We start from the raw sequence: 24,735 nt of genomic DNA on the forward strand, positions 1-24,735 counted from the left end.
GGCGCCGGATACGATTCCACTGCACCCGCGCCCAGCGGGCCAGCATCCAGCAATTCCACTGCTGAACGGAATTGCCCGCTCAACTTCGAAGAGCCACTATATGATGCTGGCTCTTCAAGCCTTCCGCGAGCAGCTAGCTTTCGTCAACCTTCTTCATCGCGGCACCCAACAGCAGGCGGCAGAACAGCCAACCCGAAATGAATCCGACGCCAAATCCTCCGATCATGACACCGCCGACGAATGTCGCAGTTCCATCACCAGGTTCGGTACCCATGTTGGCAGCCAGTGAAGTCGAGAAATCGACTATGAAATCTCCGATTGCACGAAACTGGACGAGACTTACGCCGACCAGGACCGTAGTCAGCCAATCGCTGATCTTCTCGAGGTTCGTGTTCGCATCGATTTTGCTAGCCAGATCCTGGCTGGTACTCGCTGTCGCGCTGTGCGACCTCGATCGTGGAACACCAAAAATGAAGCCGAGCAGACCTCCGACGAGCGTCGCCGACAACAAGACTGAAGATGGAACAACAGCTTCTGCCTTCCATCGGGCGAAGATGCCGCATGCGACCAATCCGCCCGCGATCGACACGACCACGAATCCAAGAAGCCAGTAGGCCATCTCTTTGGAGGGATCAATCGGATTACCTCCAACAGGCGGGGACTGTGCGACACGTCGTCCGAGCAGTGCCCCAACGAAGCCGACAGTAATCAGTCCAAGAGCGATTGCCGAGGCGGTTGCGCCGCTTGGCCAACGAGCGGTCATACCCCATGCAATAACCGCAATTAGAGAAACCGTGCACGCCACAAGCGCATTCTTCAGCATGTCCCTCTACCTTCTTGTCCGAACGGCGTCGAGATTCTGATCTTCATCGGAGGCTGTCCACCTCGATTACTAGGAGCCATTACAGCGCATTTACCACCGTGGGGTAGATGCTTTACCAAGGTCGGCGTCCAATTACGTCTCCGGCTGATGCTCGGCAATCCAACGTGCCCGCCAGTTGCGTCTGATCGAGCCACCGATAGGCGAGAATTCAGCCTTGCTTGAACGCACGTGCCCTCTGTGACACCACGCCAGCGCCAATTACGGCATCCAAACAGTTGGTCAGTCCGCGGAACGTGACCTGCAATCCGACAGTGGCAGTGTCCAATCACTGTCGGTCTCGTGACACGATGATGCAATGGCAACCGCATCGCAGTGGATCCAGGGCGCACGTCCTCGGACGCTCCCGAATGCCGTGGCACCCGTCGTCGCCGGTGTGGGCGCCGCGCTGCGGATAGACGACATCTCGTGGTGGAAGGCCGGGCTCGCACTGGTGGTGTCCTTGGCGCTGATCGTCGGCGTGAACTTCGCGAACGACTACTCCGACGGCATCCGTGGCACCGACGACGACCGGGTGGGTCCGATGCGGCTGGTCGGGTCGGGTGCGGCGAGCCCCGGCGCCGTGAAGTCGGCCGCGTTCATCTGCTTCGGGATCGCGGCGGTCGCGGGATTGGTGCTGGCGGTGACCACGGCGTGGTGGCTGGTGGCGGTCGGCGCCGTGGCGATCGCGGGCGCGTGGTTCTACACAGGCGGCAAACGCCCGTACGGGTACATCGGGCTGGGTGAGGTCGCGGTCTTCGTGTTCTTCGGGCTGGTCGCTGTGCTCGGCACGCAGTTCGTGACGGTCGGGTCGGTCGACTGGGCCGGCTTGGCCTCGGCGGTAGCTGTCGGGTCGTTCTCCACAGCGGTGTTGGTGGTGAACAACTTGCGCGACATCCCCAGTGACAGCGAGTCGGGCAAGATCACTCTCGCCGTGCGACTCGGTGATGCGGGAACCCGACGGCTCTACACCGAACTGTTGCTGGTGCCGTTCGTCATGACCGTCGTGCTGGTGTTGGCGACGTGGTGGGCGTTGGTCGGACTGCTCGTGGTGCCGCTGGTGTGGGTGGCCCTGCGACCAGTCCGTGCGGGTGCCCTGGGACCGGCGCTGATTCCCTCGCTCGGCGCGACCGGGCAGGCGATGCTGGCGTGGTCGGTGGTGACAGCGGTGGCGTTGGCGTTGGGCTGAGCCCGGCCGATTTCGTCCGATCGACGGTACCGGGTCGGTCTGGCGGCGTGATCGAATCAGCTCACTGAGTTCAACTCGAGGAGGGCAAGTGAGTGTGATTCGAAGGTCTGCAATCGCGATGCTGGTCGCGTTGTCGATAGCTGTGGGTGGGGCAACCGTGGCGACGCCACCCGCACAGGCAAGTACGGGCTGGATCTACATTTCGTTCCCCAAGTGGTTGGGCAACTGCCCGGCCGGCGGCTCGGTGTTCGCCATTCTCGCCGCTGTCGGCAACACGTGGACCACGGGCGGCAAATTCGACTGGGGCGATGACCTCGTTTACGCGAAGGTCAATCTGAACAAGTCTCAGCAAGTCAGCGCTCAGGTGTGGTGCGCGAAGAAGCCCGGGAAGACCAAGCCGGAGCGCTTCCCCATTTCCCACGCTGTCACACAGAGCATCAAGCCCACTCGCAATGGTCAGACCGTGTGGGTCGGTCTTTCGGGGGTCCGTTACTGATCTCGATCTGAGCAGATGAATTGAGCCGAACGAGAATGGACGCTGCCGACGGCAGCGTCCATTCTCGTTTCAGTTGGACCGGATGACTACACCCCGGCCTCGACCTCCGGCAACGATGCCAGCACTGCGGCCTTGAGATCGTCGGCGTTGGTGGCCGAATCGATCACGGCGCGCGACGCGGCGTCGGCGGTATCGATGATGCCGAGCAGCAGGTACTCGGCCCGCAGCGAGCGGTCGCCGCGCTCACGCGCGATCTCCACTGCCTTGCCAAATGCCTCCCGGGTCTCCTTGGCGAAGCGTGGTCGCGAACCCCGGCCGCGCGGGCCGCGGCGTCCGCGTCCGGCTTCCCAGGGGTTGCCGGCCTCGTCGTCGAACCCCGGGCCGAACGGTCCGCCCTGACCGAAACCACGGGGGCCGAAACCACCGGGGCCGGACCCAAAGCCGGGCCCACCGGGACCGAATCCACCGCGGGCTTCATGTCCGTGTCCGTGGTGACCGCGCCGCCCACGTCCACGACCGCGGGGTCCGCAGCCGTCGGGTCCACTGCCGTCGGATCCCCTGCGACGTCCGCGTCCCCGCGGTTCACGCTCTCCCCAGCCTTCGCTGAGGTCTTCGCCGAAGCGATCGCGTACCGCGGAACGCAGCTTGTCGAGGTCGATGCCAATGCCGCGCAGGGCTTCTCGGTCTTCGTCGTACCGCTGCTGGGCGGTTTCCTCGGCGGCCTGATCGTCGGCGGCCTCGGACTCCTCGGAATCCTGCTGGGCATGGAACTCCCGCACCACGTCCCGCGCGCCGGCCAGCGTCAGCCCCTGCTCACCCAGCAGGGCGAACAGCGGACTGCGCGCATTGCACAGCATCCCGAGGATCAGGTGATCGTTTCCGAGGTGGTTGTGGGACAGGTCGCTCGCCTCTTGGACGGCGAACCCGATCATCATCTTGTCGTCTCGTGTGAACTGACCAAACATGGTTGTTACTCCTTCTCGGCCCGATCGCGGGCCTCACGTTGTGAATGTTTCTGATGCACGGCCTGGCGGCTGATCTGCAGTACCTCCGCGATCGCCTGCCAGCTCCAGCCCGCGCTGCGGGCGTTGGCCACGTGGATGTCTTCCAACCGGTCGGCCAGTGTGCGCAAGGCACGGACCGCGGCGAGACCCTCAGCCGGATCACCACTCGTGGCAGCGCCGGTCAGGTCGCCTTGGGCCTGATCTGAGTTGTTCTCGTCGTCGTGCATGATGTCAGGTTATCTTGACAGGTCGAGGATGTCAATAATTCTTGACGACCGGGTTTGAGGTCCTTCGAATGCATGTGTTGAGCTGGTCTTACAGCGCGTCGAGATCGATGACGAGGTCGACGGGACCGGCCATCTGATAGGTGCCGGCGTGCGCCTCGCCGCGGTATCCGGCCGGGGTCAGCTCGAGTGCTGTCATCGCGCGATCGGCGGGGTCGACGATCCAATAGAACCGGATGCCCGCCTCCGCGTACTCGCTGAGCTTGGTCACGCGATCGGTCCGTCGCGACCCCGGGGAGATCACCTCGATGACCACGAGGACATCGGTAACGGCCACGGCATCGTCGGCGGTGGCCGTGCAGACCACGACGTCGGGCACTCGGACGGTCGGCGGAGGCCGGTGAACGACGACGATCTCCACCTCCGGCAACGCTTCCAGGTCAGCCGGCAGCTGAGAGGCGAGTTGGGTCAGCAACCGAGCAATGACGCGCGCATGCGTCTTGCCGGGTCGGGGCGAGCGGATGTGCACGCCTTCCTGAAGTTCGCTCCGAGCGCCCTCGTCGACCGGCAACGCACGCCAATCATCCAGCGAGAGAAGCCGGGGTCCGTTCATGCTTTCGAGGATAGCCATCAACGCCCGTGGGCTGTGGACAATTCTGCCGAGGCTGTCTCATACGACGCTAGTCTCAAGCCATCGACAGACGGGGGGAATCACAATGACACCGACACCTGTGATGGTCGACCCATCCGAACTACGCACAGCTGCACGAAATTTCGATGTCACCATGGGCTTCGGAGGACCGGAGTGGCCCCCGACGTCGGCACGGGCGCGGCAGGAGTTCATGTTCGCCGGGACCGGCCTGGACGGGCTGCAGACTCGTGCTGCGCTACGCGAGTGCATGGATGGCGTCGCGTCGGCGATCGCGGTGATCGGTGGACGACGGTCGGCGTGGAAATCGTTGCTCGAGCGCGCCGCCGACGAGTACACCGGCACCGATATGTCGGCGGCCAACAGGCTTGCCGCACTGGGGGATCTGAATCGTCCCCCGCGAGGACGCTGAGGTGGCCCTCACCAAGGAGCAGGTCTACGCCCTGGACTTCTCGAACATGCCGCCCGCCGCGAAGGCGGCCTCCAGCTATGCCACCTCGACCGCCCACGACGCCAGGACCACCCGCGACACCATCTTCGGACTCGACTGGTCGGGCGGAGCGCGGGCTGTCGCAACCGACCGCGCGGCAAGGGAATACACGCAGCTGAACCGGTTGTCGGCAGCTTTCACCTCACTGTCCACGACCATCATGCGCGGGCATACGGCGATGTCGGATCTGGCCGGGGATCTGAAGCAGACCGCGTCGGCCTACGAGGCGGACAGTTATCGCGTCGACAGCGACTGGTCGGTGCGTGACACGTACAACTACGCGACGGCGGAGCAGGTCGCCGGCGACGACCGGATCGCGATCGATGCTCTACGAAAACTCAAGGCGGCACGCGCGCAGATTGCGAGCAATGGGCAACGCACACTGCAGAAGTGGGCGTCGGACCTCGGTGCCGCAGATTTGCGAACGGCAGCGGCGATACGGGCCGCACTCGCCCGACTCGGCGAGATGGCGCCGCCCGCTGCGGGTTTGAGTGCGGGGTTGGCACGAGAGATCGTCGACGCCCTCCTGCGCGGCGGCGCCTTGACCCCCGAACAGATGGCAGCACTCCGGGCAGCCTGCACCTTGCCACCCGAACAACTCCGGGCACTAAGGCTCGGACGACCGGTCGCCATCCCGCAGGGACAGCACGACTTCCTGCGCGCATTGGCGCTCGGCCTCAACGGCAAATCCGTCGCCGATATCGTCGGCCTCGGCTCAGGCGACCAGAAGCGGCAGATCCAACGCTTCCTCGCCAACGGCATGCAGATGGTCAGCACACCACAGCTGACAACGCACGGCGGTGATCGCGGTGGGATGCGGGTGGTGCCCGCATCGATTCGAAGTTTGTTGACGGACAATCTGGTTCAGGGAGTCCACCAGCACCAATCGGGCCAATACGGCACGGAAACTACCGACCGTCTCCGCGTCCCACGGATCAAAGAGCTCCAGTTGCTGACGGAGTTCCTCCAACAGGGCGATCGCGGGCTCCGACTCGGCACCGACATCGACCGAGGCCTCTTCAAACAAGCTTCGGAGATCGCCGGGGCCGTCGGCAAGAAGCCGATGAGTATCGAAGGAGCGGGCCTCATCCTGACAGCCGATCAGACAACCGACCTGCTCAACCGAACCTTCCAACTCGCCGGCCAGGACACGACTGCCGTCCACGACTTCATCACCGGCCAGAACATGGACGTCACCATGCCCGACGGTGCGCACTACAACGCCGACCATCATCTGGATGCGCTGTTCCAGTATCAGTGGGGCGACAAGCCCGGCGGGATCGACAGCCTGTTCTCGTGGATCGGAGAGAGCGCCGGTGCACGCGACAATCCGTTCCTCGCACGCGAAGCCGCCGAATCGGCGACTGCTCTGGGGCACTACTTCGGCGACAAGACCAACGTCGCCATCGGGCAGGATCTCGGTCTCGGGAGCCCGCACCTCACTCAGACTCTGGCCAGATCGTTCGCGCCGTATCTGGGCGACTTCGCCGGCACGTTCTACGATCTCGGCATTCCCAAGTACGGCGCGGGAGAGCTGTCGCAGATCGAATTGCAACGTGTCTTCTCGACACTCAACTCGGACCCCACAGCGGCCGGCATGGCACACCGAGCAGGCACGCAGTGGCAGCTCTACCTCGCATATCAGGCGGGGGCCCACGACGCTCCACAGCTCGGGAAGGTGGTCGGGTTCTTGGGCGCCGCGATGAAGGAGGGCTGGACCACCGAGTGGGCACATCTCAAGGAAAGCGCGTACCAGGGACAAATGGCCGAGTACGAACACGACATGAAAGCGGCAGCTCTGACCCGGAACTTGATCTCAGCGATCCCCCACCCGGCGATCCCCGTCATCAATGCGCTCGTACCACCGGACCTTGAACAGTCGATCTTCGGTCCCCCGCCTAATCCCGATGAAATAGAAGGCAAAGAACTTAAAGAATACAAGACGGAGCCTACGTTCAATGATCCGAATGAGTTCAATTTTGTGTACTTCGCCGGCGTGTTGAGCACACACCCAGGACTTCGCCAGCAATTCGAGGCGTGCCTGGACGAGAACGGAGTCCTCGACTGGAAGCTGTTGGACCAGTATGACGATCATGGCGGCAAATACACGAAATGGATTGGCGAGAACATGACCAAATCCGGTTGGGAAAAGGTGTACAACGATGGTGCCAGAGCGCCGGACAATCCGAGCCAACCGCTTCCCGGAACGATTCCGGCACTTCCGCCGGACGACCGGAATCCTGGTGCCGGGCCCGGGGGATGATCACCGGGTGGTGTCTTCGAGGCTCCTCGCGGGAGTGCCTCCAACAACGCACGCCGACCCACCTCCGCTCCCTGAGGTGCTCGAGGCGCTAGCCGAGAGTCTCGAAGGGCTGGTGAGACAGGGCAATTGGGCGGCCATGCAGCGACCGTCACGAGGCCTTCGAGGCTCCTCGCTAGCGCTCGTCGCACCTCAGGCAGCGAAATTTCGGGTCGAAGATATACCTTCAACTACTAGGAGTCACATGTCGATCGAACTCGAGGGGTTGTCGCCGCTCATCGTCGCAGCGCTGAAGTCGCCGCCCGGAACCACGCGGGAGGATCTCGTGCGCGAGTTCCCGGAGCTCGACCCCGATCGGGCCGACGAGGACGAATTTCAACGACGCTATGCCGACGCCAGATACGCATGGCACCAACGGAACTCGTGGGAGCAGATGCCCGAGGAGGTCGATCGGGAGATCGTCGAACAGATCCGTGCGGAGATGGGCCACCAAGCCAAGTCCGCTACTCGCTGAGGATCGACTCGCTGATGTTCATCCGCGCCGCCCGCATCGCGGGCACCAGGGCGCCGACCAGACACAGCACGACGGCAGCGCCGACGAAGATCAGGATCGTCGGCCTGGGTGCGTAGATGACCTCGAGAGCCGTTGTGGCACTGAGGATGCGATTGCTCAACAGGTGAAGTGCTGTGCCGAGGATCAATCCGAGGGCGGATCCGACCAGCGCCACGGCAGCCGCTTCGGCCAGCACCATGCGGGACACGAACTTTCGCGAGGCCCCCATAGCACGAAGGACGCCGAGCTCGCGTCGTCGTTCGATCACCGACAGCAGCAGAGTGTTCAACAGGGCCACCGCTGCGGCGGCCGCCACGATCCACTGGATCGCGATGGTGAACGCTCCTGCTTGTTGCACCTGGTCCTGCGTCGCCTTGAGCGCTTGCGCACCGGTGTAGACGCTGACCGGCTTGCCGCCAGTGCCTGGATGCGCGACAGCGATCTGTTCGAGACGTCCACGGATAGCAGCCTCGTCGGCATCCGGATCCGTCAGCACCTGCAGGTACGTGTCGCCGGATCGGGAGAACCACTGCGCCATCAAAGCATTGGATATCGCTCCGGTCCCCGATCCGATGGAGACATAGTCGACGGTGTCGCGCACCACCAGTTCGTGATAGCCGGTGGGGGTGGCCAACCGAACGGTGTCGCCGACCCCGGCATCGAGCACACGCGCCAACACGTTCGACAACAGGATGCCGTCACCCGCGAGTACCTGACGCACCGCGTCGGCGGATGCCTTGCGCATGAACGGTGCCTTGGATCCCGGCTCGATGCCCTGGATCAGCGCGCGGTCGGGACCGATGTTCACCGTCGCCCACTGGCCGCCGATCACCTCGTTGACTCCGGGAATCTGCTCGGCCTGCGCCTTGATCTCCGGTGCGAGGATCGGGCCCACCGGCACCTCGTCGGCCGTCGCCGATGACACGTAGAAGTCGGGATCGCCGAGGCCGTCGAGGGAGCTCGAGATGGACGAGATCATATTGTCCAGTGCGCCAGAGGTTCCCATGCCGACGGCGATCGCGACGGCCACGGTCATCAGGGTCGCCCAGGCCCGCCGCGGCGAGCGTTCGGTGTTCACCGACGCCAACTGGCCGGGTCCACGGAACCACCGCGCGACGCGCACCACCACCCAGCACAGCGGCGCACTCAGCGCGAAACACAGCAACAGTGCACCGATCGCATAGACAGCGCCTGCGAGAATCGCTGGGCGGCCGGGCACTTCCTGCACGATCACCCATGAACCGATCAGGGTCGCGAGCCCGGCCACGGCCGCGATGATCACCGCCGGTCCGCGTCGGGCGTGGGCGTCGGCGACCTCGCCGGGCACCATCGCCTCCACGGGAGACACCGCGAACACCGACCGCGCAGCCAGCGTCGTCGCACCGACACAGGCGATCACACACGCCAGCACCGCTATCACCGGCGCGTACCAGGGTAAGTGGTAGGCAATCTCCGGCAACGCCGACGATGCCGAAGGTGCGGGCAACTGGCTGATGGCAGCGCGGCCGGCCAGAATGCCCAGCGGCACACCGATCACGCCACCGACGAGGCCGAAGATCGCGGCCTCGCCGAGGAGATCGCCGACGAGATGGGACCGCCGCGCCCCGAGAGCACGAATCATGGCCAGCGAACTGCGTCGCGACGCGACTGCCATGTTCATCGTGTTGAACACCAGGAACGCGGCAATCACCAAGGACACCAACGAGACCAGCAGCGTCGAATCACGTGTCACAGAGCTCGCCTGTTCCACCTGATCGGCACGGAAACCCGGGTCCACCACGACCGCTCGGCCGTCGACGATCCGTTCCACCTCGTCACGAAGACGGTCGGTGTCGGCGCCGGGCCGTTCGACGATGAGGATCGAGTTGACGCGACCGTCCAGACCGGTGAGCTGTTGTGCCAGGCCGAGATACGCGAACACGAAGTTGCCGTTGTTGAGTGCCGCCGATTGCGCACCGTCGACCACATCCACCACGGTGACGTCAATGTCGTTGATGCGCAGCTGTTGTCCCTTGCGCAGCCCCGTACCCGCACCCGCGACTATGCCCGAGTCGAGGTTTCCGGCGAGTGCGCCGGACGACGTCCCCGCGGCGTCGCGCAGATCGCTCGACAGCGCAGTCGCACGCAGGTCCGAGCCGAGCAGGATGATCGATTTACCCTCGACCACAATCGAATTGCGGATCAGCGGGACCACCGACTTGGCGTCGGGTGCTCCGCGCTTGATCTCGCCGACCAGGTTCGCGTCGACGCCGGAGTCGGCGATCGCGGCGACCTCGACCTGAGCGGCACCGGTGATGGCATTGTTGAACTCGCGCACCGACTGCGTCATCGACCCGTAGGTGCCCAGCACCGCGATCAGCAGCGCCGACGCCACGATCACCACCGACAACGACGTCACGACGCGGAGTCGGTGCGTGCGGATCTCCCGGAGATTCAGCACGCGGATGCGCGTGAATCCCGTGAGGAATCCGCGCATCAGGCGGTCTTTCCGTCGGCGACGGTGATCGTGCGGTCGGCGACGCCGGCCGCCTTGGGGTCGTGGGTGACCATCACGACGAGCCGGTCGGGTGCGTCGTGCGCGACGTCGGCGAGGAGGTCCAACACCGATGCACCGGTGCGGGAGTCGAGATTGCCGGTCGGCTCGTCGGCGAGCAGGATCGTCGGGTCCATGATCAGCGACCGCGCGATCGCCACGCGCTGCATCTGCCCGCCGGACAACTCCGACGGCCGGTGGTCGACCCGATCACCGAGCCCGACCTGTTCGAGCAACTCGACGGCCCGCGGCTTGGCCTTGCGCAGCGATCGGTTGTCGAGCAGACGCGGCAACGCGACGTTCTCCCACGCCGACATCGTCGGGACCAGGTTGAAGAACTGGAAGACGAAGCCGACGCGCGTGCGCCGGAAGGCCGACGCCGACTCGTCGTCGAGGCTGCCGAGGTCCACGCCGTCGACGGTGATGGTGCCCGACGTCGGGGTGTCCAGTGCGCCCAGAATGTGCAGGAGCGTGCTCTTTCCTGCCCCGGATGGCCCGACGATGGAGACGAACTGACCACCGTCGATGCTCAGATTCAGGCCGTCGAGCGCCCGGACGGTCTGCTCCCCCATCTGGTACTCGCGCACCAGATCGACCGCCTCAACGAGCGGCCCTTCCCCACCAGCGGACATTCACGGATGGTAGCGCACCCAGTCGACGGTCATTCGTGCCGGAAAGTCGGTCGCTGGACTGACCGGACCGGGCCAACGCCCACCCACCGCCAGGTTGAGCAGGACATACATCGGTTTGTCGAACACCCAACGCCCGTTGGCAGGAAGCGTCGCGGGAGTGTAGACACTGATCACCTTGCCATCGATCAGCATCGCGATCATGCCGCGCGACCGATACACGCCATACACGTGGAAGTCGTCGGACTGCCCCGCAAATTCGCCGGCCATCGTCTTCTGCCAATGACCACCGGTCGTCGTGGGCCCGTGCAGAGCGGTGTGCCAGCTGGCTCCGTCGTTGACGAACTCCATGATGTCGATCTCGCCGGATGCCGGGTACCCGACCGTCGCGATGTCAGTGCCAAGCAGCCAGAACGCGGGATGCAAGCCGGTGCCGCGCGGTGTCGCGATCCGGGCTTCGATGAGGCCGGTCGTGAAGGCGAACTTGCCTCGCGTCGTCAAACGGGCTGAGGTATAGGTGTTCCCTGAACGGCGCGCTTCGATGACCAGGCGGCCCTGTCCGTCCAGTCGGGAATTGGAGCGATCATTGGTATAGACCTGCTTCTCATCGTTGCCCCAACCGCCACCGCCGACGTCGTAGGTCCAGACCGAGGGATCCGGTGCTGCTCCGGCCGCGCCGTTGAACTCCTCTGACACCGCAGCTGACGCCACCGGAACCAGGCGCGGCGCACCTTGGGCCGGAGGCACGCCAAGAATCGGCACGAGAGCCGATAAGGCAATCGCCGACACTGCGACGGCGAGCCCACGTAGGCCGTAAGACTCTGCGGATGAACTCATTTCGATCCTCCGGAGGCAGCGTCGGTCACCTTGTACGAATCTCCGACGACGCGCAGATGTAGAGGGGTCAGCCGATCCGGGATCGCCGCCCCAGTGGTGCGTCCACGGACGTAGCCGAATGTCGTCGTGAGCAGACCACCGGCCAAGACCACGGTCTGCGCTGCAAGATCCACGCGCTGCCGGACACCAGCGCTCGTCCCGACCACCCGACTCAATCGACCGAGAATCCCGCGCGGCAAAACGTACATGGTGTACCGGCGCTCGCTCTGCAATCCGTCCGCGCTACCGACGAGTCCAGACACCGCCGCTTTGGAGATCCCCTCCGCGTGGCACCGGCGCAGAAAGTACCGAATCGTCACGCGATCGGCACTCACCCGGTGTCCTACTGACGCGGCAGGAACGTGCATCATCCGTGCGCCCGGCCTGCGCTGGCGGATGCGGATGCACAGCTCGGTTTCCTCGCACCCCAGTGGAGTCTTGCCGACGCGTCCAAGGCCCGTATGGAAGCCTTCCGCGGCCATCACGTCGTCTCGGCGAAGGGACATGTTGGCGCCGATGAAGTTCCGGACCTCCGCAACCTCGGTCGGCGAACCGGTGTAACTGCAACCGACGACCCAGTTGAACTCCGAAGGGAACCAGCCCGGACGTACGCGATCGGGCCACCGCGGACGGACGTGTCCGCCTACCCCGCGAACATCGTCCGAATCGTAGGCTGCGACGAGTTCGGCCAGCCATTCGCGGTCGGCTGCCGCATCGTCGTCGAGAAACGCGACGATGGCCGTAGTGGCCCGCGCGACGCCCGAGTTCCGAGCCCCGGACAGGCCGCGCGGCCCGGTGCTGTGGATCACCGTCACCATCGATTGGAAATCACACCGCCACACGAACGCGGTCAACTCGTCGGCCAACGGCCGATTGTGGTCTACGACCACCAGACACTCTGCCGGTTTCAGCGACTGTCGCACAACGGATTTGATCGCGTCGCAGATGTCGTTCCACCGATCATGGGTGTACGCACAGATGATGACGGTGACGTCAGCGCCACCCAGAGCCCCCGAACTCATGCGACTAAGTATGCGCCGAGAACGGCTTGGCATCGACCTGCAGGTGCTTGCAAGTGAGAGCAATCACAGCAGAGGGTCACATGCATTTGATTGCATGTACGCGTAACTAACTGCCCCCCAAGTGATTACGTCAATTCTTCACCCCGAAGAGCCGAATCGGGAAAACAATCGCGCCGATTTACGGAGTTGCGCCCAACCCCGGAAGGCCTCACTCTTGACCTCGGGTGAGATGGCCACTGCGGTGGGAGATTTCGCCCGACACACCGGCGACATCGATGCCGCACCGCGCGGACATCGGCTGTTCACCGCCTATTAACCAGCATCCTATTTCGGGGGAATGAGGAATGCGCCTTCCACATCGTGATGTCTCCGTCATCGTGCCGACTCGGAACGAGGCGAAGAACCTTCCATATGTTGCCAAACGCATGCCGGACGGCATAGCGGAGATCATCGTCGTCGACGGCGGGTCGACCGACGGCACGCTCGACGTCGCTCGATCGCTCTGGCCACACGCACGCCTGATCCAGCAGACCCGCAAGGGCAAGGGTAATGCCCTGGCCTGCGGTTTTGCGGCCGCCAAGGGCGAGATCATCGTCATGATCGATGCCGACGGTTCCACGGACGCCGCCGAGATCCCGATGTTCGTCCAAGCGCTCTGCGATGGTGCCGACTTCGCCAAGGGTTCCCGTTTCACCTACCGTGGCGGTAGCTCCGACATCACCCGCTTGCGCCGCTTGGGCAACCTGGGACTCAACGGCATCGTCAACCATCTCTACTCGGCCCGCTTCACCGACCTCTGCTACGGCTACAACGCCTTCTGGCGTCATTGCCTACCGATCATCAACATGCCTGATCCGGCCCTCACCGAACCACAGTGGGGTGACGGATTCGAGGTCGAGACCCTGATGAACATCAGGGTCGCACGGTCCGGACTGGATATCGCCGAAATCGCCAGCTACGAGCGCGACCGCATCCATGGCGAGAGCAATCTGAACGCAGTCAGCGACGGAATCCGGGTTCTGCGAACCATCTTCGACGAGAGGGTGGCGGTCGAGACAACGGCCATCGCCGCACCCACCCGAGTCGCAAACATCCGTGCGCGTCTGGGCAGAGCGATCGCAGGTGCCGACAACCTCGGAGTTGCGGGCGCGGCCTAGGCATTCCGAAAGAGCAACACACGCAACTCGCCAGGCCCTTCGAGGCTCTCCGCTAGCGCTCCGAGCACCTCAGGGAACGGTGGTCGGCGGCGAGCAGTGGTCGACGCCGAGCGGTGGTCAACATCAGAGCAGTAGTCAACGTGTGGTAGTCGATGCACTGCGACGGTGGGCGCTCCGCCCATTCCGGGATGCACCAATAGGCATCACATCTCTGGTGCAAGGCATTTCGTCATCACGTGAGAATAGAGACTGGAGTAGGTCGTGGCGTTTGCACTCGACACCGGGACGGATCGAGATCCGACGTCGTCCGTCATCCGGGTCCTGGTACTCGACCAGGGGCCCGGATTGTGGGGGGCGCAGAAATACTTGCTGCGCCTTGCACCGCGGTTGAGTGCACTGGGTGTCGAACTGACCCTGGGTTGTCCCGCCGAACTCGAGCAGTACCGATACTGGCGAGATCACTCGCTGCCGGTGATCGCGTTGCCTCTCCCCGTCAATCGATCGATTCGTGATGAGGGTCGAATCACGCTGCGCTGTAGCGCCTCTGAAGCGAGGAGGTCCGTATCGACGCCGCGACGCATCGCCCGCGCCTCGCGAGGCCTCGGATTCGACGTCGTGCTCGCAAACTCGCACTGGACTCACCTCGATGCAGCGCTGTCGGGTCGCATCTGGGGCGTGCGCACCGTTCTGACACTGCACGAGACACCGATGCCCGGGCTTGGTGCCGGCTTGCGCGATGTCGCGATCGCGGGCGCGCACCACACCATCGCCGTGAGCCAATCTGTCGCAGACACAGTCGCCGACCGCCTGCTGAGCCGGGTGACGGTGATCGCCAACGGCGTCGACACGGACCATTTCGCCCCTCCCCCCGACGACGCGCGGCGCAAGCGAATTCGTGCCGAACTCGGTCTCCCGCTGGACCGGCGCATCATCCTCGCAGCGACCCGGATCGATCCGAGTAAACACATCGAGGATCTCATCGTGCTCGCCGATGCGGTCGGCCATTCGGCAACGGTCGTGGTGGCCGGAACGACCAGTGAATATCCCGAATACGAGTCCGCGATGCTCGCTCGTGCAACTGCATTGTCACATCCGTCCATCCTCTTCCTGGGTGCTCGGACCGACATCGCCGACCTGCTCGCCGCCGCCGACCTTTTCGTCCACACCGGTCTCGTCGAAGGTATGCCGCTGGGGCTGATCGAAGCGCAGTCGGCCGGAGTGCCGGTGGTCGCCTACCGCGCCGCCGGTGTGGACGAGGCGCTGCGGGACAACGAATCCGGATTCGTTGTCCCGCCTCGCGATCGCGCCGCCCTCACTCGGGCCGTGACTGCACTGCTCGGCTCGGCCGACACCCGTCGGACGTTCGCTGCCGCCGCTCGCGACCACGCCCTCGCCCATCATCGGATCGACGATCAGGCCGCAGCCAACGCCAGTCTGCTCCGGAAAGTGGCGACCACCCCCCGCGTCCTCAGGAGGCGGCGGACATGACGCCTCTGCTCGGAGCGGGTCATCTGGTCAGCCGCGCGCGTGAGCGCATTCCGCTGGCCGCATCGGGTTCCACCGCATTGGCGGTCGACTCCGTCGCCCTCATAGTGACATCGGCGTTGTCGGCGTTGACCGGGATCGCGTTCTGGACCCTGGCAGCTCGGCTCATCCCGCCGCATCAACTCGGCGTCGAGACCGCGGTTCTGTCACTCATGACGACAGCCGGTGCAATCGCCGCGTCCGGCCCAGGAAATGCGCTGACCGCCATGATCCCGGCCTCCGACGCAACCGGACGCCGCGAGCGATTGGTTGAGGGAGTCGGAGTCGTCGGTGTGGTTGCGCTTGTCGCAGGGCTGATCGCGGGGGTTGTGGGCGCTCTGACTATCGGCGAATCCGCGTTCCCCGCCATGTTGCTCATCACGGGCGGATCGATGATCCTCGCCTTCTTCGCCTTCAAGGACACCGTGCTGACGGCGCTGTCAGCAGCTCGTCGACTCCCCGCCCTGAATCTCGGAATCAGCGTATTCAAGGCGGGCGCACTGCCAATCGCGGTGATGCTGACGCTGCCGATGGGCGCGGTCACCTCGTCGTTGGTTGCGGCCGTGATCGGCATCAGCGTCGTGGCGTGGATGGCACCGTCGCTCATCAATCGACACCTTCCCTCAGAAGATTCGCTGCGCGCCCACAAACGTGGCGCGCTTCTCAGTTTCTCGCTGCGAGACGGCACCGCGAGCCTGGTCTCGATGGGCGCCCTTCTGGCAGCTCCATTCCTCACCACATGGCTGGCGGGACCGGTTCAGGGCGCGATGCTCGCTCTGATGCTCCCTGTCGCACAGGGCCTTGACTTCGTATCAACGGGTGCAGCAATGGCTCTCACGAAGCATCTGCCCACGTCCGATCGGCCCGATGGCGTGATCCGGCGCATGTGGTGGATCAGTGAGGCCGCTGTCATCGGACTCGCCGTCGTGCTCGTTCTGATCGCCGCGCCACTGCTGTTCGGTCTCTTTGGCGACGGCTATGACCACGAGACCCTCTGGCTCACGCTCGCGGTGCTCTGTCTCGGATCGATGCTACGAGTCAGCTTCGTCATCTGGGCTGCGGTTCTACGGGCATCACTGGCGACCCGCACACTCCTCGTCACCAATGTTGCTGCGAGTGTGCTGACCGTGCCCGTACTGGTGCTGTCGATCATCGCGTGGGGTGCTGTCGGCGCAGCGGTGGGTGCGTGCTTCGGTTCGCTGGTCCTGGGACTGGCCGGTGTCATCGGACTCACCCGTGGCACAACCTCATTCGTGGCAGGTACGGGTTCGCAATGACTGAAACGCACACATCGCGGAACGGGATCGACCGAGCAGAAGGGTGTCGGTGACTTGGTGACCGAAGTCGAGCAGATCGAGTCGGAGCACGGCAAGACCTCGCTGTCCGCGACCCGCCGTCCACGAATCGTGTTGGTCAATGCCTGGCACGACGACAACAAGGGCGATTCCGCGATCACCTCGGGGGTGCTGAATCTCGCCGATCATGTCTATCCCGACGCCCAGGTGAGCGTCGTTGGACTCACGGAGAATCCAGACCAGCGCGCCGCGGCCATGCGACACGTTGCCCGTGACCGACCGAACACCACGCTCATACCCAACCCGATGCCGTCCGAGTTGCGCGGACGCAACCACGCGACCCCACTTCTCGACGTGCCGATCTGGTTCTCGCGTTTGGCGCCGGCGGCAGCTACCACGACCATCGGACGAGTCCCGCGATGCTACAAGAGGATCTTCGCGAGCGCGGATCTGGTTGTCGGCGTTGGTGGTTCCAACCTCTACACCGACACCTCGGTGCAACCATTGGTGAGTCTGGCCCGGCTGTTCACCGTCGCAGCACCACTCAATGCGGCCGCGCGCATGGGTATTCCGACGATCCTGCTCGGCCACACCATCGGACCATTCCCCGAATCTCGCCCATCTGCGCGCAGGCTTACCCGCCGGATGCTCCACGGGGCCGCTCACATCGTGGTGCGCGATGAGAAGTCGCTGACCGTTGCGCACGAAATCGGGCTCAGCCAACCGGAGCTCGCACCCGACATGGCGTACGCGCTCACCGCGGACCAGACCACCCGTGTACGCACCCTCACGTCATCGCTGCCTGCGCAGATGTCGCGAGTCGCGGTGGTCGCGATGAGATCGCACCCATCACTGGATGATTCGGCAAACCAACGCACGATGGGCGAGATCGCTTCGGCGGTAGACGAGTTGCGCAGTCGAGGTCTCATCGATCACGTTCTCGTGGTGGCACATACGCTCGGTCCCACCACTATCGAGGACGACCGGCCGGTTTCACGTCGTCTGTACGCCCTGTTGGCTGACCTCGGAGTTCCAGCCAGCTACGTCGACGATGACCTCAGTCCGGCCGAACTGGCCGCACTCTACGGCGAAGCGGCTTGCATGATCGCGGTACGTCTGCACGCGGCAATTCTCGCAACCATGTCGGGTACACCGACTTTCGCAATCTCCTACTTCTCGTCGAAGTCCGAGGGGGTGATGCGGGCATCCGGACTGGGCGAGGCCGTCGGAGCATTTGCCGAGGTGACCGCCGAAGCAATGGTTGCCGGGCTGACCCGTCAGATGACGTCGCCCGAGGCACGGAGTGCGCTTACCGCAACTGCCGAATCCCATCGAGACACGCTGCGGCGTCGGGCATGTGAGTGGTTCGGCACCGCCAGAACCTCGACCGAGAACACCGGACAGGCAAACCAGACCAACACTAACGAGGGTGAACGATGACAAATGCACAGGTCGACACGCTCTTCCCGGTGATTTCCGGCGAGGACGCGCCAACGACCGACGACGCGCTCTGGATCGGTGAGGTGCAGCTCGCCGAGAGCTACACCGACACCGTGAAAGCCATGGAATCCGCGGGCTATCCACGGGCACGCCTATTGGTCCGGGACGGACTCACCGTTCGGGGCTTCATCGAGGTGGGGATCGATGACGGAGTGATCCTCGGCCGCGAGATGAGCAGAGAGATGTCACGGCTCCCGGCACGTTCCGCTCACACCTTTGCCGACCAGTCGCCGAGCATCTCTGTCGTGATGTGCACTCGCGACCGCACCGCTGCGGCGGCTCGGGCGGTGGAATCGCTCCTGGCCATGGACTATCCGCACTTCGAAGTAGTGGTTGTCGACAATGCGGCCACCACCTTGGACACCTGGCGCCATATCGATTCACTGGCCGATCCGCGGGTACGGGTCATCCACGCGTCGGTGCCGGGCTTGGCTGCGGCCCGAAACAGAGGTCTGGAGGCGGCCACCCACGGCATCGTCGCCTTCACCGATGACGACGTGGTGGTCGACCGGCATTGGCTGACCTGCCTCGCGGCACCGTTCCTGGATCCGAAGGTCGGCTGCGTCACCGGTTTGGTGCCGGCAGCACAGCTCAGGACAGCAGCGCAGTGCACCTTCGAGCAGCGCGTCCGCTGGTCGGCCAGCATCGACCGCCGCGAGTACCGCAAGGACGACACCGTCCACGGGAAGCTCTTTCCGTTCCGCGTCGGCGACTACGGAACGGGAGCCAACTTCGCGATCCGCCGGTCGGTTGCGTTCGCGCTCGGCGGATTCGACGAGGCGCTGGGCGCCGGCTCGCCCACCAAGGGCGGCGAGGACATCGACTGGTTCGTCCGCACCATCGTGGCCGGCCACACCCTCGTGTTCGAACCCGACGCGATCACGTGGCACCAGCATCGCGACGACGACGACTCGCTCGGCTCGCAGGCACACGGATACGGGTTGGGCCTTGGTGCGTGGCTGACCAAGGTCGCCTTCGATCGAGACCTGGCTCCGCTTGCGCTTGCGCGCGCCGGCTCTGCTGTGGTCCACCTCGTCACGTCGTTCTACGGACGTGCCAAGCCACGCCTCAGATCCCACACACCCAGCGTTGCCGGTGCGGCACGTGCCGAACTCTCCGGGCTCATCGCAGGACCCAGAGCCCTGCTGACCGCCCGCGCTCAGGGACGAAACCCCAAGCCATTCCGTACCTTCGGCCATCCCGGCACCGATCAAGGAGAGCCGTCATAGCCACGCTGACCCTGCCTCTGCGCCGCCCCGGCACCGGATCGTCGGCGTCCACCGAACGACTCGGAACACGCCCGGCCCTGGTGGCGGGCACCACCGGTGTCCTCGCGCTGCTCTCCGCACTCCCCGTGTTCGGCGACGTGACACGAGTCCTGCTGCTGGCACCGATGCTCACCGTCGGCCTGGGCGTAGCACTGACGCGTTGGGTCGACACGCCAGGACACCTCAAACCGGCGCTGTATCCGGCGATCGGGTTGGCGGCTTCCATCGGACTCGCCACATCACTACTGTGGTTGCGCAGCTACTCACCTGTCGCAGTGACCATCACACTCGCGACCGTATGCCTGCTCTCCGCGGCGATGGGTCTACGGACTCTCGACGATATGCGCACCAGTGGCCGAGCGCTGGCCGTTGAGGCCGCCGACTCCTTGCGATCGCTGGCGGCCCTGCGAAACCGGCACCTGCTCCCCCTCGCCGGAGCAATCATTCTCTGGATCGTCGGACTGGTCCAATCATCTTCGGCGACAGTGGGTCTCTACGGCCTCCTGGCAACCCCCGGAGGCCTCCTCATCGGCAGCGCGGTGGTGCTCACCATCGTCGCGTTCGTGTGGTGCCTACGGTCGGGCGACACCCAAGGTGGCGCAGCTTGCGTCGTGGCAGTCATCGCATTCATCCGACTTCCGGTCACGGTGCTCACCGACGTGCCGATCTATGCGTGGACATACAAGCACATCGGTCTGGTCGACTATGTCGCCCAGACCGGTGCCCTCCCCGCGCCCTACATCGACATCTACACCCGCTGGCCCGGATTCTTCGCCGGGGCAGCGTGGTTCAGTTCTGCGACCGGCGTCGATCCAGTGGCTGTCGCCCACTGGTTCGCGCCGGTCATCCATTGTCTCCTGGCCGCCGGTATCTGGAGCTTGGCGCGTGCCCTACGGCTGTCCGCGGGCGCCGCACTAGCGGCAATGCTCTGCGCCGAGTTGGTCAACTGGGTGGGTCAGGACTACTACTCACCACAGGCCATCGCCCTCGTGCTGGCAGTGGCGGTCCTCGCACTGATCGCCGGCGCACGAAAGCACACGGCTCCAGCCTATTTCGCGATTCCCATCTTCGCGGTGATCGCGGTGAGCCATCAACTGACCCCCATGTGGGTGCTCGCGTGCGGGGCGCTCCTCACAGCGTTGAACCGAGTCAGGCCGTTGTGGCTTGTCCTCGCCCTTGCCGCCACCTGGCTGGGTTATGTCGGACCGCGACTGTCGTCGGTCATCAAGTACGGGCTCTTCACCGGTTCCAACCCGGTCAAGAACGCGCAAACCAACATCGGTGGTGCCACGGGCGATTCGCCGGCTCGAACCCTGACCGAGGCGGTCGATCGTGGTGTCGCGTTCGCCGTGTGGATCGCCGCGGCGATCGCGTTCCTCTACCTGTGGCGCCGGGGTCGCCCGGACTGGGCACTACCGGTGATCGCCTTCTCGCCGATCCTGTTGCTGGTCGGCCAAAGCTACGGTGGCGAGGCCATCTTCCGTGTCTACCTCTACTCCGTGATCGGGTGCTCGATCATGATCGGCGCTGCGATCGCCGCTGCGTTCCGGGATGACCTCTCCGGCCGACCGCTACCGGCGACCGTGCCTCGTCGGCGGATACGCACCGGCATCGTCACCGTGCTGCTCGGCGCCGTTGCCGTGGGCGCTCTTCACGGTTACTACAGCGGCTGGGCTTACAACGTCATCACGCCGTCGCAGGTCGCCCTGAGCCGACAGATGTTGGCGCAGGCAGAGCCGTCGACGGTCATCGTCCGAATGGCTCCGGCCGGCTGGCCGGAGCGTCCGAGCGGCGACTACGTACGAATCGCCGAGGCAAACCCGGGTTACGACCGGCCGCTGGTGTTCCTGAAGAACTCGCTGTCGCGCGGCTTCCCGACCGAAGACGACATCAAGTTCATGAACAACCTCGGCAGGATGAGCAGTGGCGGCTTCTATCTCGTCCTGCCTCGCCAGATCTCCATCTACAGTGATTATTTCGGGTACTTCCGCAAGGGAGCGATCGAGAACCTGGTTGTCCGCCTCGATCGCGAGCCACGCTGGCAACGAGCTCCCGGTGACGCCGACACCATCATCTTCCGCTATGTGCCGGAATCGGCCGACATCGCTCGTCCCGCACCTCAGCAGACAGGTCCGTGAGATGACACGCACGCGCACGCGAATCTCGCCCTCGGCGTCGAGCGCTGTCCGACGTGTCACGCCTACGCGCCTCGACCTCGCACGCGGTGAATCACGCGTCATCGTCGCGATGGGGCCGGTGGCGACTCCGCCGGTCACCGACCTGTCGTCGGAATTGGTCAGGATGGCTTGGATCTCGGGCGGCAACCGCCTGGGCATCGTGCGTACTGCCGCGGGTTGCGAATGGTCACTCGATCCGAACCGACTCGCGCAAGCCGTTCGCGATTGGTCTGTTGACTTCCCCGGTACGGACCACCTACCGATCCAGGAAAAGCTGGCGTTACTCCATGCGTCTCTATCGACGCCGAGTGGTCTTCGCGTGTACATCGCGGGCGATTATTTCATCACCGATATTCCGCATGCCGTATTCGACGGAGTGATGGTAGTACAACTGTGGCTGTATCTCACCAGCTGGAAACGGGATGTCACCCCACAGTGGGCGCAGGCGCCCGAGATCGAGCCTCACCTGGTGACCGCACTGATGCGATACGTCGCCACTCATCCGCGCGCTCTCGTCGGACTGACGCGCGCGACTGTTCGTCGACCTCCCTCTGCGCCGCCCCTTGGCGAACTGCGACCGGTCGACGAATCACCACCAGTCACCGGCGATCCCGACGAATCGCGGTGGTGCACGCGTTCTGCGAGGCTGTCGGCCGACCGCCTCACCGAGATACGCCGATGGCGCGACGTGTACGCACCGCACTGCTCTGGAGCGGTGATCCTGATGGCGGTGTTGACCCGCGCAATGCGCGCAGCGGAGATACCGCTGGCGCCACACATACACGTCGTCGTCGATGGTCGACGCTACGACACGAGACTCCGCAACTACCTCGGAAACGCAGCCGTCGGGATCAATCTTCCTTTCTCGCAGCCATATTCGCCAGATGCACTACAGACCGAGCTGTCTGCCGCGATCGCCTCGGGGCGCCCGCTGGCCGCAATGCTGGCGAGTTCCTTCGGTCAGTGGATGTCATTGCGACGCAGGCGCGCTCGCGCAAGCCCGGCCGGGCCGATGACCCCCGATGTGGGCACCGTGCTGTCGTTCAGTCATCTGCTCGGCCTCGACACCATGCCGGACGGTCATTGGATCGGCGGATTCGACGCTCACGTATTCGGCGCCCTGACCGAACCAGTCGACGAACGGGGTATCGCCATCCTCATGCCGAAGATGCGCGATCACTACGACCTATCCGCGTCATTCAACCTCCGGCATCACAGCACCGAATCCGTCGACACAGCGTTACGGATGGCCACCGACGATCCCGTGACTCTTCTCGAATCGGGTCACGCCGACCACGGAGAACCATGATCCGCAAATACTTCCACGCACTCCTGCAGAATCCGCGAGGCACCGGAGGCGTGTCGGCCTGGGTCGTGTTCGGTTGCATAGCCGTCACGTTCCTCATCGTCTGCACATCGCTGGATGCCGCTGCGCACGGCCGTGAGCAGACCGATGACTTCACGCGGATGCGTAGCGATCTCGGTCTCGTGGCATCGGACGACTTCAATGGTCCGGCCGGCCTGGCACCGTCGGCGACCATGTGGAACATCCGTAACGGCGGCGGCGGATGGGGCAACAAGGAAAGGCAGATCTATACCGGATCGACAGCCAATGTAGCGACCGACGGCCACGGGAATCTCACGATCACCGCGCGCCGTGACGGGACACGAATCACCTCGGCCCGAATCGACACCCTCGGCAAACTCGACACCTCCGGCGGTCTGCTCGCGGTGCGCGCGCGACTGCCCGAAGGACAGGGGTTACATCCCGCGATCTGGATGCTCGGTTCGTCGTTGAACGTGGTCGGATATCCGGAGGCCGGTGAGATCGACATCGTCGAGCAGGTGAACTCGCACCGCCAGGTCTCGGTGGGCGCACTCGGACCGCAGACCGATCTCGCCGTCAAACTCCCGTGGAAGAAGCACACCGACATCGCCGCAGACGCTGCCCCGGGCCCCGGCGACTACCACACATATTGGATCCACCGCCAGCCGGGCCTGATCGAGTACGGCATCGACGGTCGCAAGGTGATGACGTTGCAGCCCAGGGATTTACCTCCGTCGTCGGTGTGGGTGCTCGACGAGCCGTTCTTCCTGGTCCTGAACTTGGCGGTGGGCGGTGAATGGCCTGGACCCGTTGCCGAATCATCCCTGCCCGCAACGATGTCCATCGACTGGGTGAGGATGTACGCATGACTGCTACCACGCGAAGTCTCGGAGTCGGCTCAGTCATGGTGATCCTACTGGCCGTGTGGGCGTTGGTGTCTGGCTGCGGCGCCAAGCCCTCCGCCGACGCCGGCCTGTCGGCCGGAATCGTGACCGACGAACTGGGCCCGAACATGCGAGCCTACCGCCAGGAGAACCTCAAACCGGCCGGAATCCTGGTCTGGTTCCACGGAATGGATTCCGATGGAACCGAATTCGACCACGACCCACGACAGCGACACTTCGCGGAGCCGCTCATGCGCAATGGGTGGGTCATCGTGTCGGCCAATGCGGGCGGCAACTCCTTCGGCAACGACGCAGCTCTGCGCGAGTACCGCGCACTCATCGGTGCAGCTCGAACCCGCTACGGCACAACACGCCTACAGTTCGCGTCGGAGTCGATGGGCACCGTCGCCGCCTTGCGGCTGATGGCGGAGCCGGCCTATCGAAATGTGAACGGACTCATCGGGATTTCGCCACTCACCGGAATCCCACCGACGCTGCGCGGGGTGGATTTCATCGAGGCAGCCTGGGGCGGTACGGTTCCCGATCGCGCCGATCCCCTCACCTTCTACCCACAGCGGTTCGCGGGCAAGCGGTTCCGGTTCTACTACTCCACCACCGACACCGTCGTCCCGTCTGGCGCAGGCGCCCGCGCCTTCGCGATCAGGTTCGGCAAGGTGGCCGACGTCGAACTCGTCGAGTGCCGTGGGGATCACGCAGACCCGACGTGCTACCAGGGCGATGATGCGCTCGCGTTTGTGGGAGGGGCGTCGCGGTGAGATCCCATTCCGCTGGCTAGGTGCGAGCCTCGAAGACATTGGT

22 protein-coding genes are annotated in these 24,735 nt (G+C 64.5%); 14 read left to right on the forward strand and 8 right to left on the reverse strand.

The genetic code is table 11. The annotated features are described in order from the left end of the window. Positions 1–133: 133 nt before the first annotated feature. On the reverse strand, positions 134–823 hold the full coding sequence (locus ACWDTF_RS05885) for a hypothetical protein (protein ID WP_449754105.1): 690 nt from the start codon (positions 821–823) through the stop codon (positions 134–136). Positions 824–1,178: 355 nt separating this feature from the next. On the opposite strand from ACWDTF_RS05885, the gene ACWDTF_RS05890 reads away from it, so the two are divergent. Continuing rightward, positions 1,179–2,048, forward strand: a complete 870-nt coding sequence (locus ACWDTF_RS05890; RefSeq protein ID WP_240859656.1) for a 1,4-dihydroxy-2-naphthoate polyprenyltransferase — start codon at positions 1,179–1,181, stop codon at positions 2,046–2,048. Positions 2,049–2,136: 88 nt separating this feature from the next. Continuing rightward, positions 2,137–2,544 (forward strand): hypothetical protein, encoded by a 408-nt coding sequence (locus ACWDTF_RS05895; RefSeq protein ID WP_240859647.1) that lies wholly within the window; start codon positions 2,137–2,139, stop codon positions 2,542–2,544. 86 nt (positions 2,545–2,630) lie between these two features. On the opposite strand, the gene ACWDTF_RS05900 is transcribed toward ACWDTF_RS05895, so the two are convergent. From ACWDTF_RS05900 to ACWDTF_RS05910, 3 genes are all read right to left on the reverse strand, one after another. Then, positions 2,631–3,509, reverse strand: coding sequence for a Clp protease N-terminal domain-containing protein (locus ACWDTF_RS05900; protein ID WP_240859645.1), 879 nt, complete (start codon positions 3,507–3,509; stop codon positions 2,631–2,633). 5 nt (positions 3,510–3,514) lie between these two features. Further along, complete coding sequence (locus ACWDTF_RS05905) at positions 3,515–3,775, reverse strand: helix-turn-helix domain-containing protein (protein ID WP_240859643.1); 261 nt, start codon at positions 3,773–3,775, stop codon at positions 3,515–3,517. 88 nt (positions 3,776–3,863) lie between these two features. Beyond that, a complete protein-coding gene (locus ACWDTF_RS05910) occupies positions 3,864–4,385 on the reverse strand; it encodes a Uma2 family endonuclease (RefSeq protein WP_240859641.1) in 522 nt (173 codons plus the stop codon). Between the two features lie 103 nt (positions 4,386–4,488). On the opposite strand from ACWDTF_RS05910, the gene ACWDTF_RS05915 reads away from it, so the two are divergent. The 3 genes from ACWDTF_RS05915 (at position 4,489) to ACWDTF_RS05925 (ending at position 7,685) form a co-directional block, all read left to right on the forward strand. Beyond that, positions 4,489–4,833, forward strand: coding sequence for a hypothetical protein (locus ACWDTF_RS05915; protein ID WP_240859640.1), 345 nt, complete (start codon positions 4,489–4,491; stop codon positions 4,831–4,833). Between the two features lies 1 nt (position 4,834). Beyond that, positions 4,835–7,174, forward strand: coding sequence for a TPR repeat region-containing protein (locus ACWDTF_RS05920; protein ID WP_449754106.1), 2,340 nt, complete (start codon positions 4,835–4,837; stop codon positions 7,172–7,174). 241 nt (positions 7,175–7,415) lie between these two features. After that, a complete protein-coding gene (locus tag ACWDTF_RS05925) occupies positions 7,416–7,685 on the forward strand; it encodes a hypothetical protein (protein ID WP_240859630.1) in 270 nt (89 codons plus the stop codon). Here ACWDTF_RS05925 and ACWDTF_RS05930 read toward each other — a convergent pair. The 4 genes from ACWDTF_RS05930 to ACWDTF_RS05945 are packed head-to-tail and all read right to left on the reverse strand — an operon-like array spanning position 7,675 to position 12,784. Then, a complete protein-coding gene (locus ACWDTF_RS05930; RefSeq protein WP_449754107.1) occupies positions 7,675–10,200 on the reverse strand; it encodes an FtsX-like permease family protein in 2,526 nt (841 codons plus the stop codon). The two genes, ACWDTF_RS05925 and ACWDTF_RS05930, sit on opposite strands and share 11 nt — an antisense overlap. Further along, positions 10,200–10,889, reverse strand: a complete 690-nt coding sequence (locus ACWDTF_RS05935) for an ABC transporter ATP-binding protein (RefSeq protein WP_449754108.1) — start codon at positions 10,887–10,889, stop codon at positions 10,200–10,202. The genes ACWDTF_RS05930 and ACWDTF_RS05935 overlap by 1 nt, the downstream gene beginning before the upstream one ends. Next, a complete protein-coding gene (locus ACWDTF_RS05940) occupies positions 10,890–11,675 on the reverse strand; it encodes a glycoside hydrolase family 16 protein (protein WP_449754109.1) in 786 nt (261 codons plus the stop codon). A 44-nt stretch (positions 11,676–11,719) separates the two neighbouring features. Then, positions 11,720–12,784, reverse strand: coding sequence for a glycosyltransferase family 2 protein (locus ACWDTF_RS05945; protein WP_240859622.1), 1,065 nt, complete (start codon positions 12,782–12,784; stop codon positions 11,720–11,722). Positions 12,785–13,128: 344 nt separating this feature from the next. Here ACWDTF_RS05945 and ACWDTF_RS05950 point away from each other — a divergent pair, with 344 nt between their 5' ends. From ACWDTF_RS05950 to ACWDTF_RS05990, 9 genes are all read left to right on the forward strand, one after another. Next, a complete protein-coding gene (locus tag ACWDTF_RS05950) occupies positions 13,129–13,941 on the forward strand; it encodes a glycosyltransferase family 2 protein (RefSeq protein ID WP_449754110.1) in 813 nt (270 codons plus the stop codon). A gap of 261 nt (positions 13,942–14,202) precedes the next feature. Then, complete coding sequence (locus ACWDTF_RS05955) at positions 14,203–15,429, forward strand: glycosyltransferase family 4 protein (RefSeq protein ID WP_449754111.1); 1,227 nt, start codon at positions 14,203–14,205, stop codon at positions 15,427–15,429. Then, positions 15,426–16,742 carry a lipopolysaccharide biosynthesis protein gene (locus tag ACWDTF_RS05960; RefSeq protein WP_449754112.1) on the forward strand — a complete coding sequence of 439 codons (1,317 nt, stop codon included), beginning with the start codon at positions 15,426–15,428 and terminating at the stop codon, positions 16,740–16,742. The genes ACWDTF_RS05955 and ACWDTF_RS05960 overlap by 4 nt, the downstream gene beginning before the upstream one ends. A gap of 57 nt (positions 16,743–16,799) precedes the next feature. Next, entirely contained in the window at positions 16,800–18,200 is a 1,401-nt protein-coding gene (locus ACWDTF_RS05965) for a polysaccharide pyruvyl transferase family protein (RefSeq protein ID WP_449754113.1), read from the forward strand. Continuing rightward, positions 18,197–19,489: a glycosyltransferase gene (locus ACWDTF_RS05970; protein ID WP_449754114.1), complete on the forward strand. Its 1,293-nt coding sequence runs from the start codon at positions 18,197–18,199 to the stop codon at positions 19,487–19,489. Before ACWDTF_RS05965 ends, ACWDTF_RS05970 begins: the two co-directional genes overlap by 4 nt. Positions 19,490–19,569: 80 nt before the next feature. Next, positions 19,570–21,666 (forward strand): hypothetical protein, encoded by a 2,097-nt coding sequence (locus ACWDTF_RS05975; protein ID WP_449754115.1) that lies wholly within the window; start codon positions 19,570–19,572, stop codon positions 21,664–21,666. 1 nt (position 21,667) lies between these two features. After that, on the forward strand, positions 21,668–23,014 hold the full coding sequence (locus ACWDTF_RS05980; protein WP_449754116.1) for a hypothetical protein: 1,347 nt from the start codon (positions 21,668–21,670) through the stop codon (positions 23,012–23,014). Beyond that, entirely contained in the window at positions 23,011–23,901 is an 891-nt protein-coding gene (locus tag ACWDTF_RS05985) for a family 16 glycosylhydrolase (RefSeq protein WP_433258097.1), read from the forward strand. Before ACWDTF_RS05980 ends, ACWDTF_RS05985 begins: the two co-directional genes overlap by 4 nt. Next, positions 23,898–24,692, forward strand: coding sequence for an alpha/beta hydrolase (locus ACWDTF_RS05990; RefSeq protein WP_433258095.1), 795 nt, complete (start codon positions 23,898–23,900; stop codon positions 24,690–24,692). The genes ACWDTF_RS05985 and ACWDTF_RS05990 overlap by 4 nt, the downstream gene beginning before the upstream one ends. The last annotated feature ends 43 nt before the right edge of the window (positions 24,693–24,735 follow it).

It is taken from the genome of Gordonia sp. NPDC003422 (genome assembly GCF_053588675.1).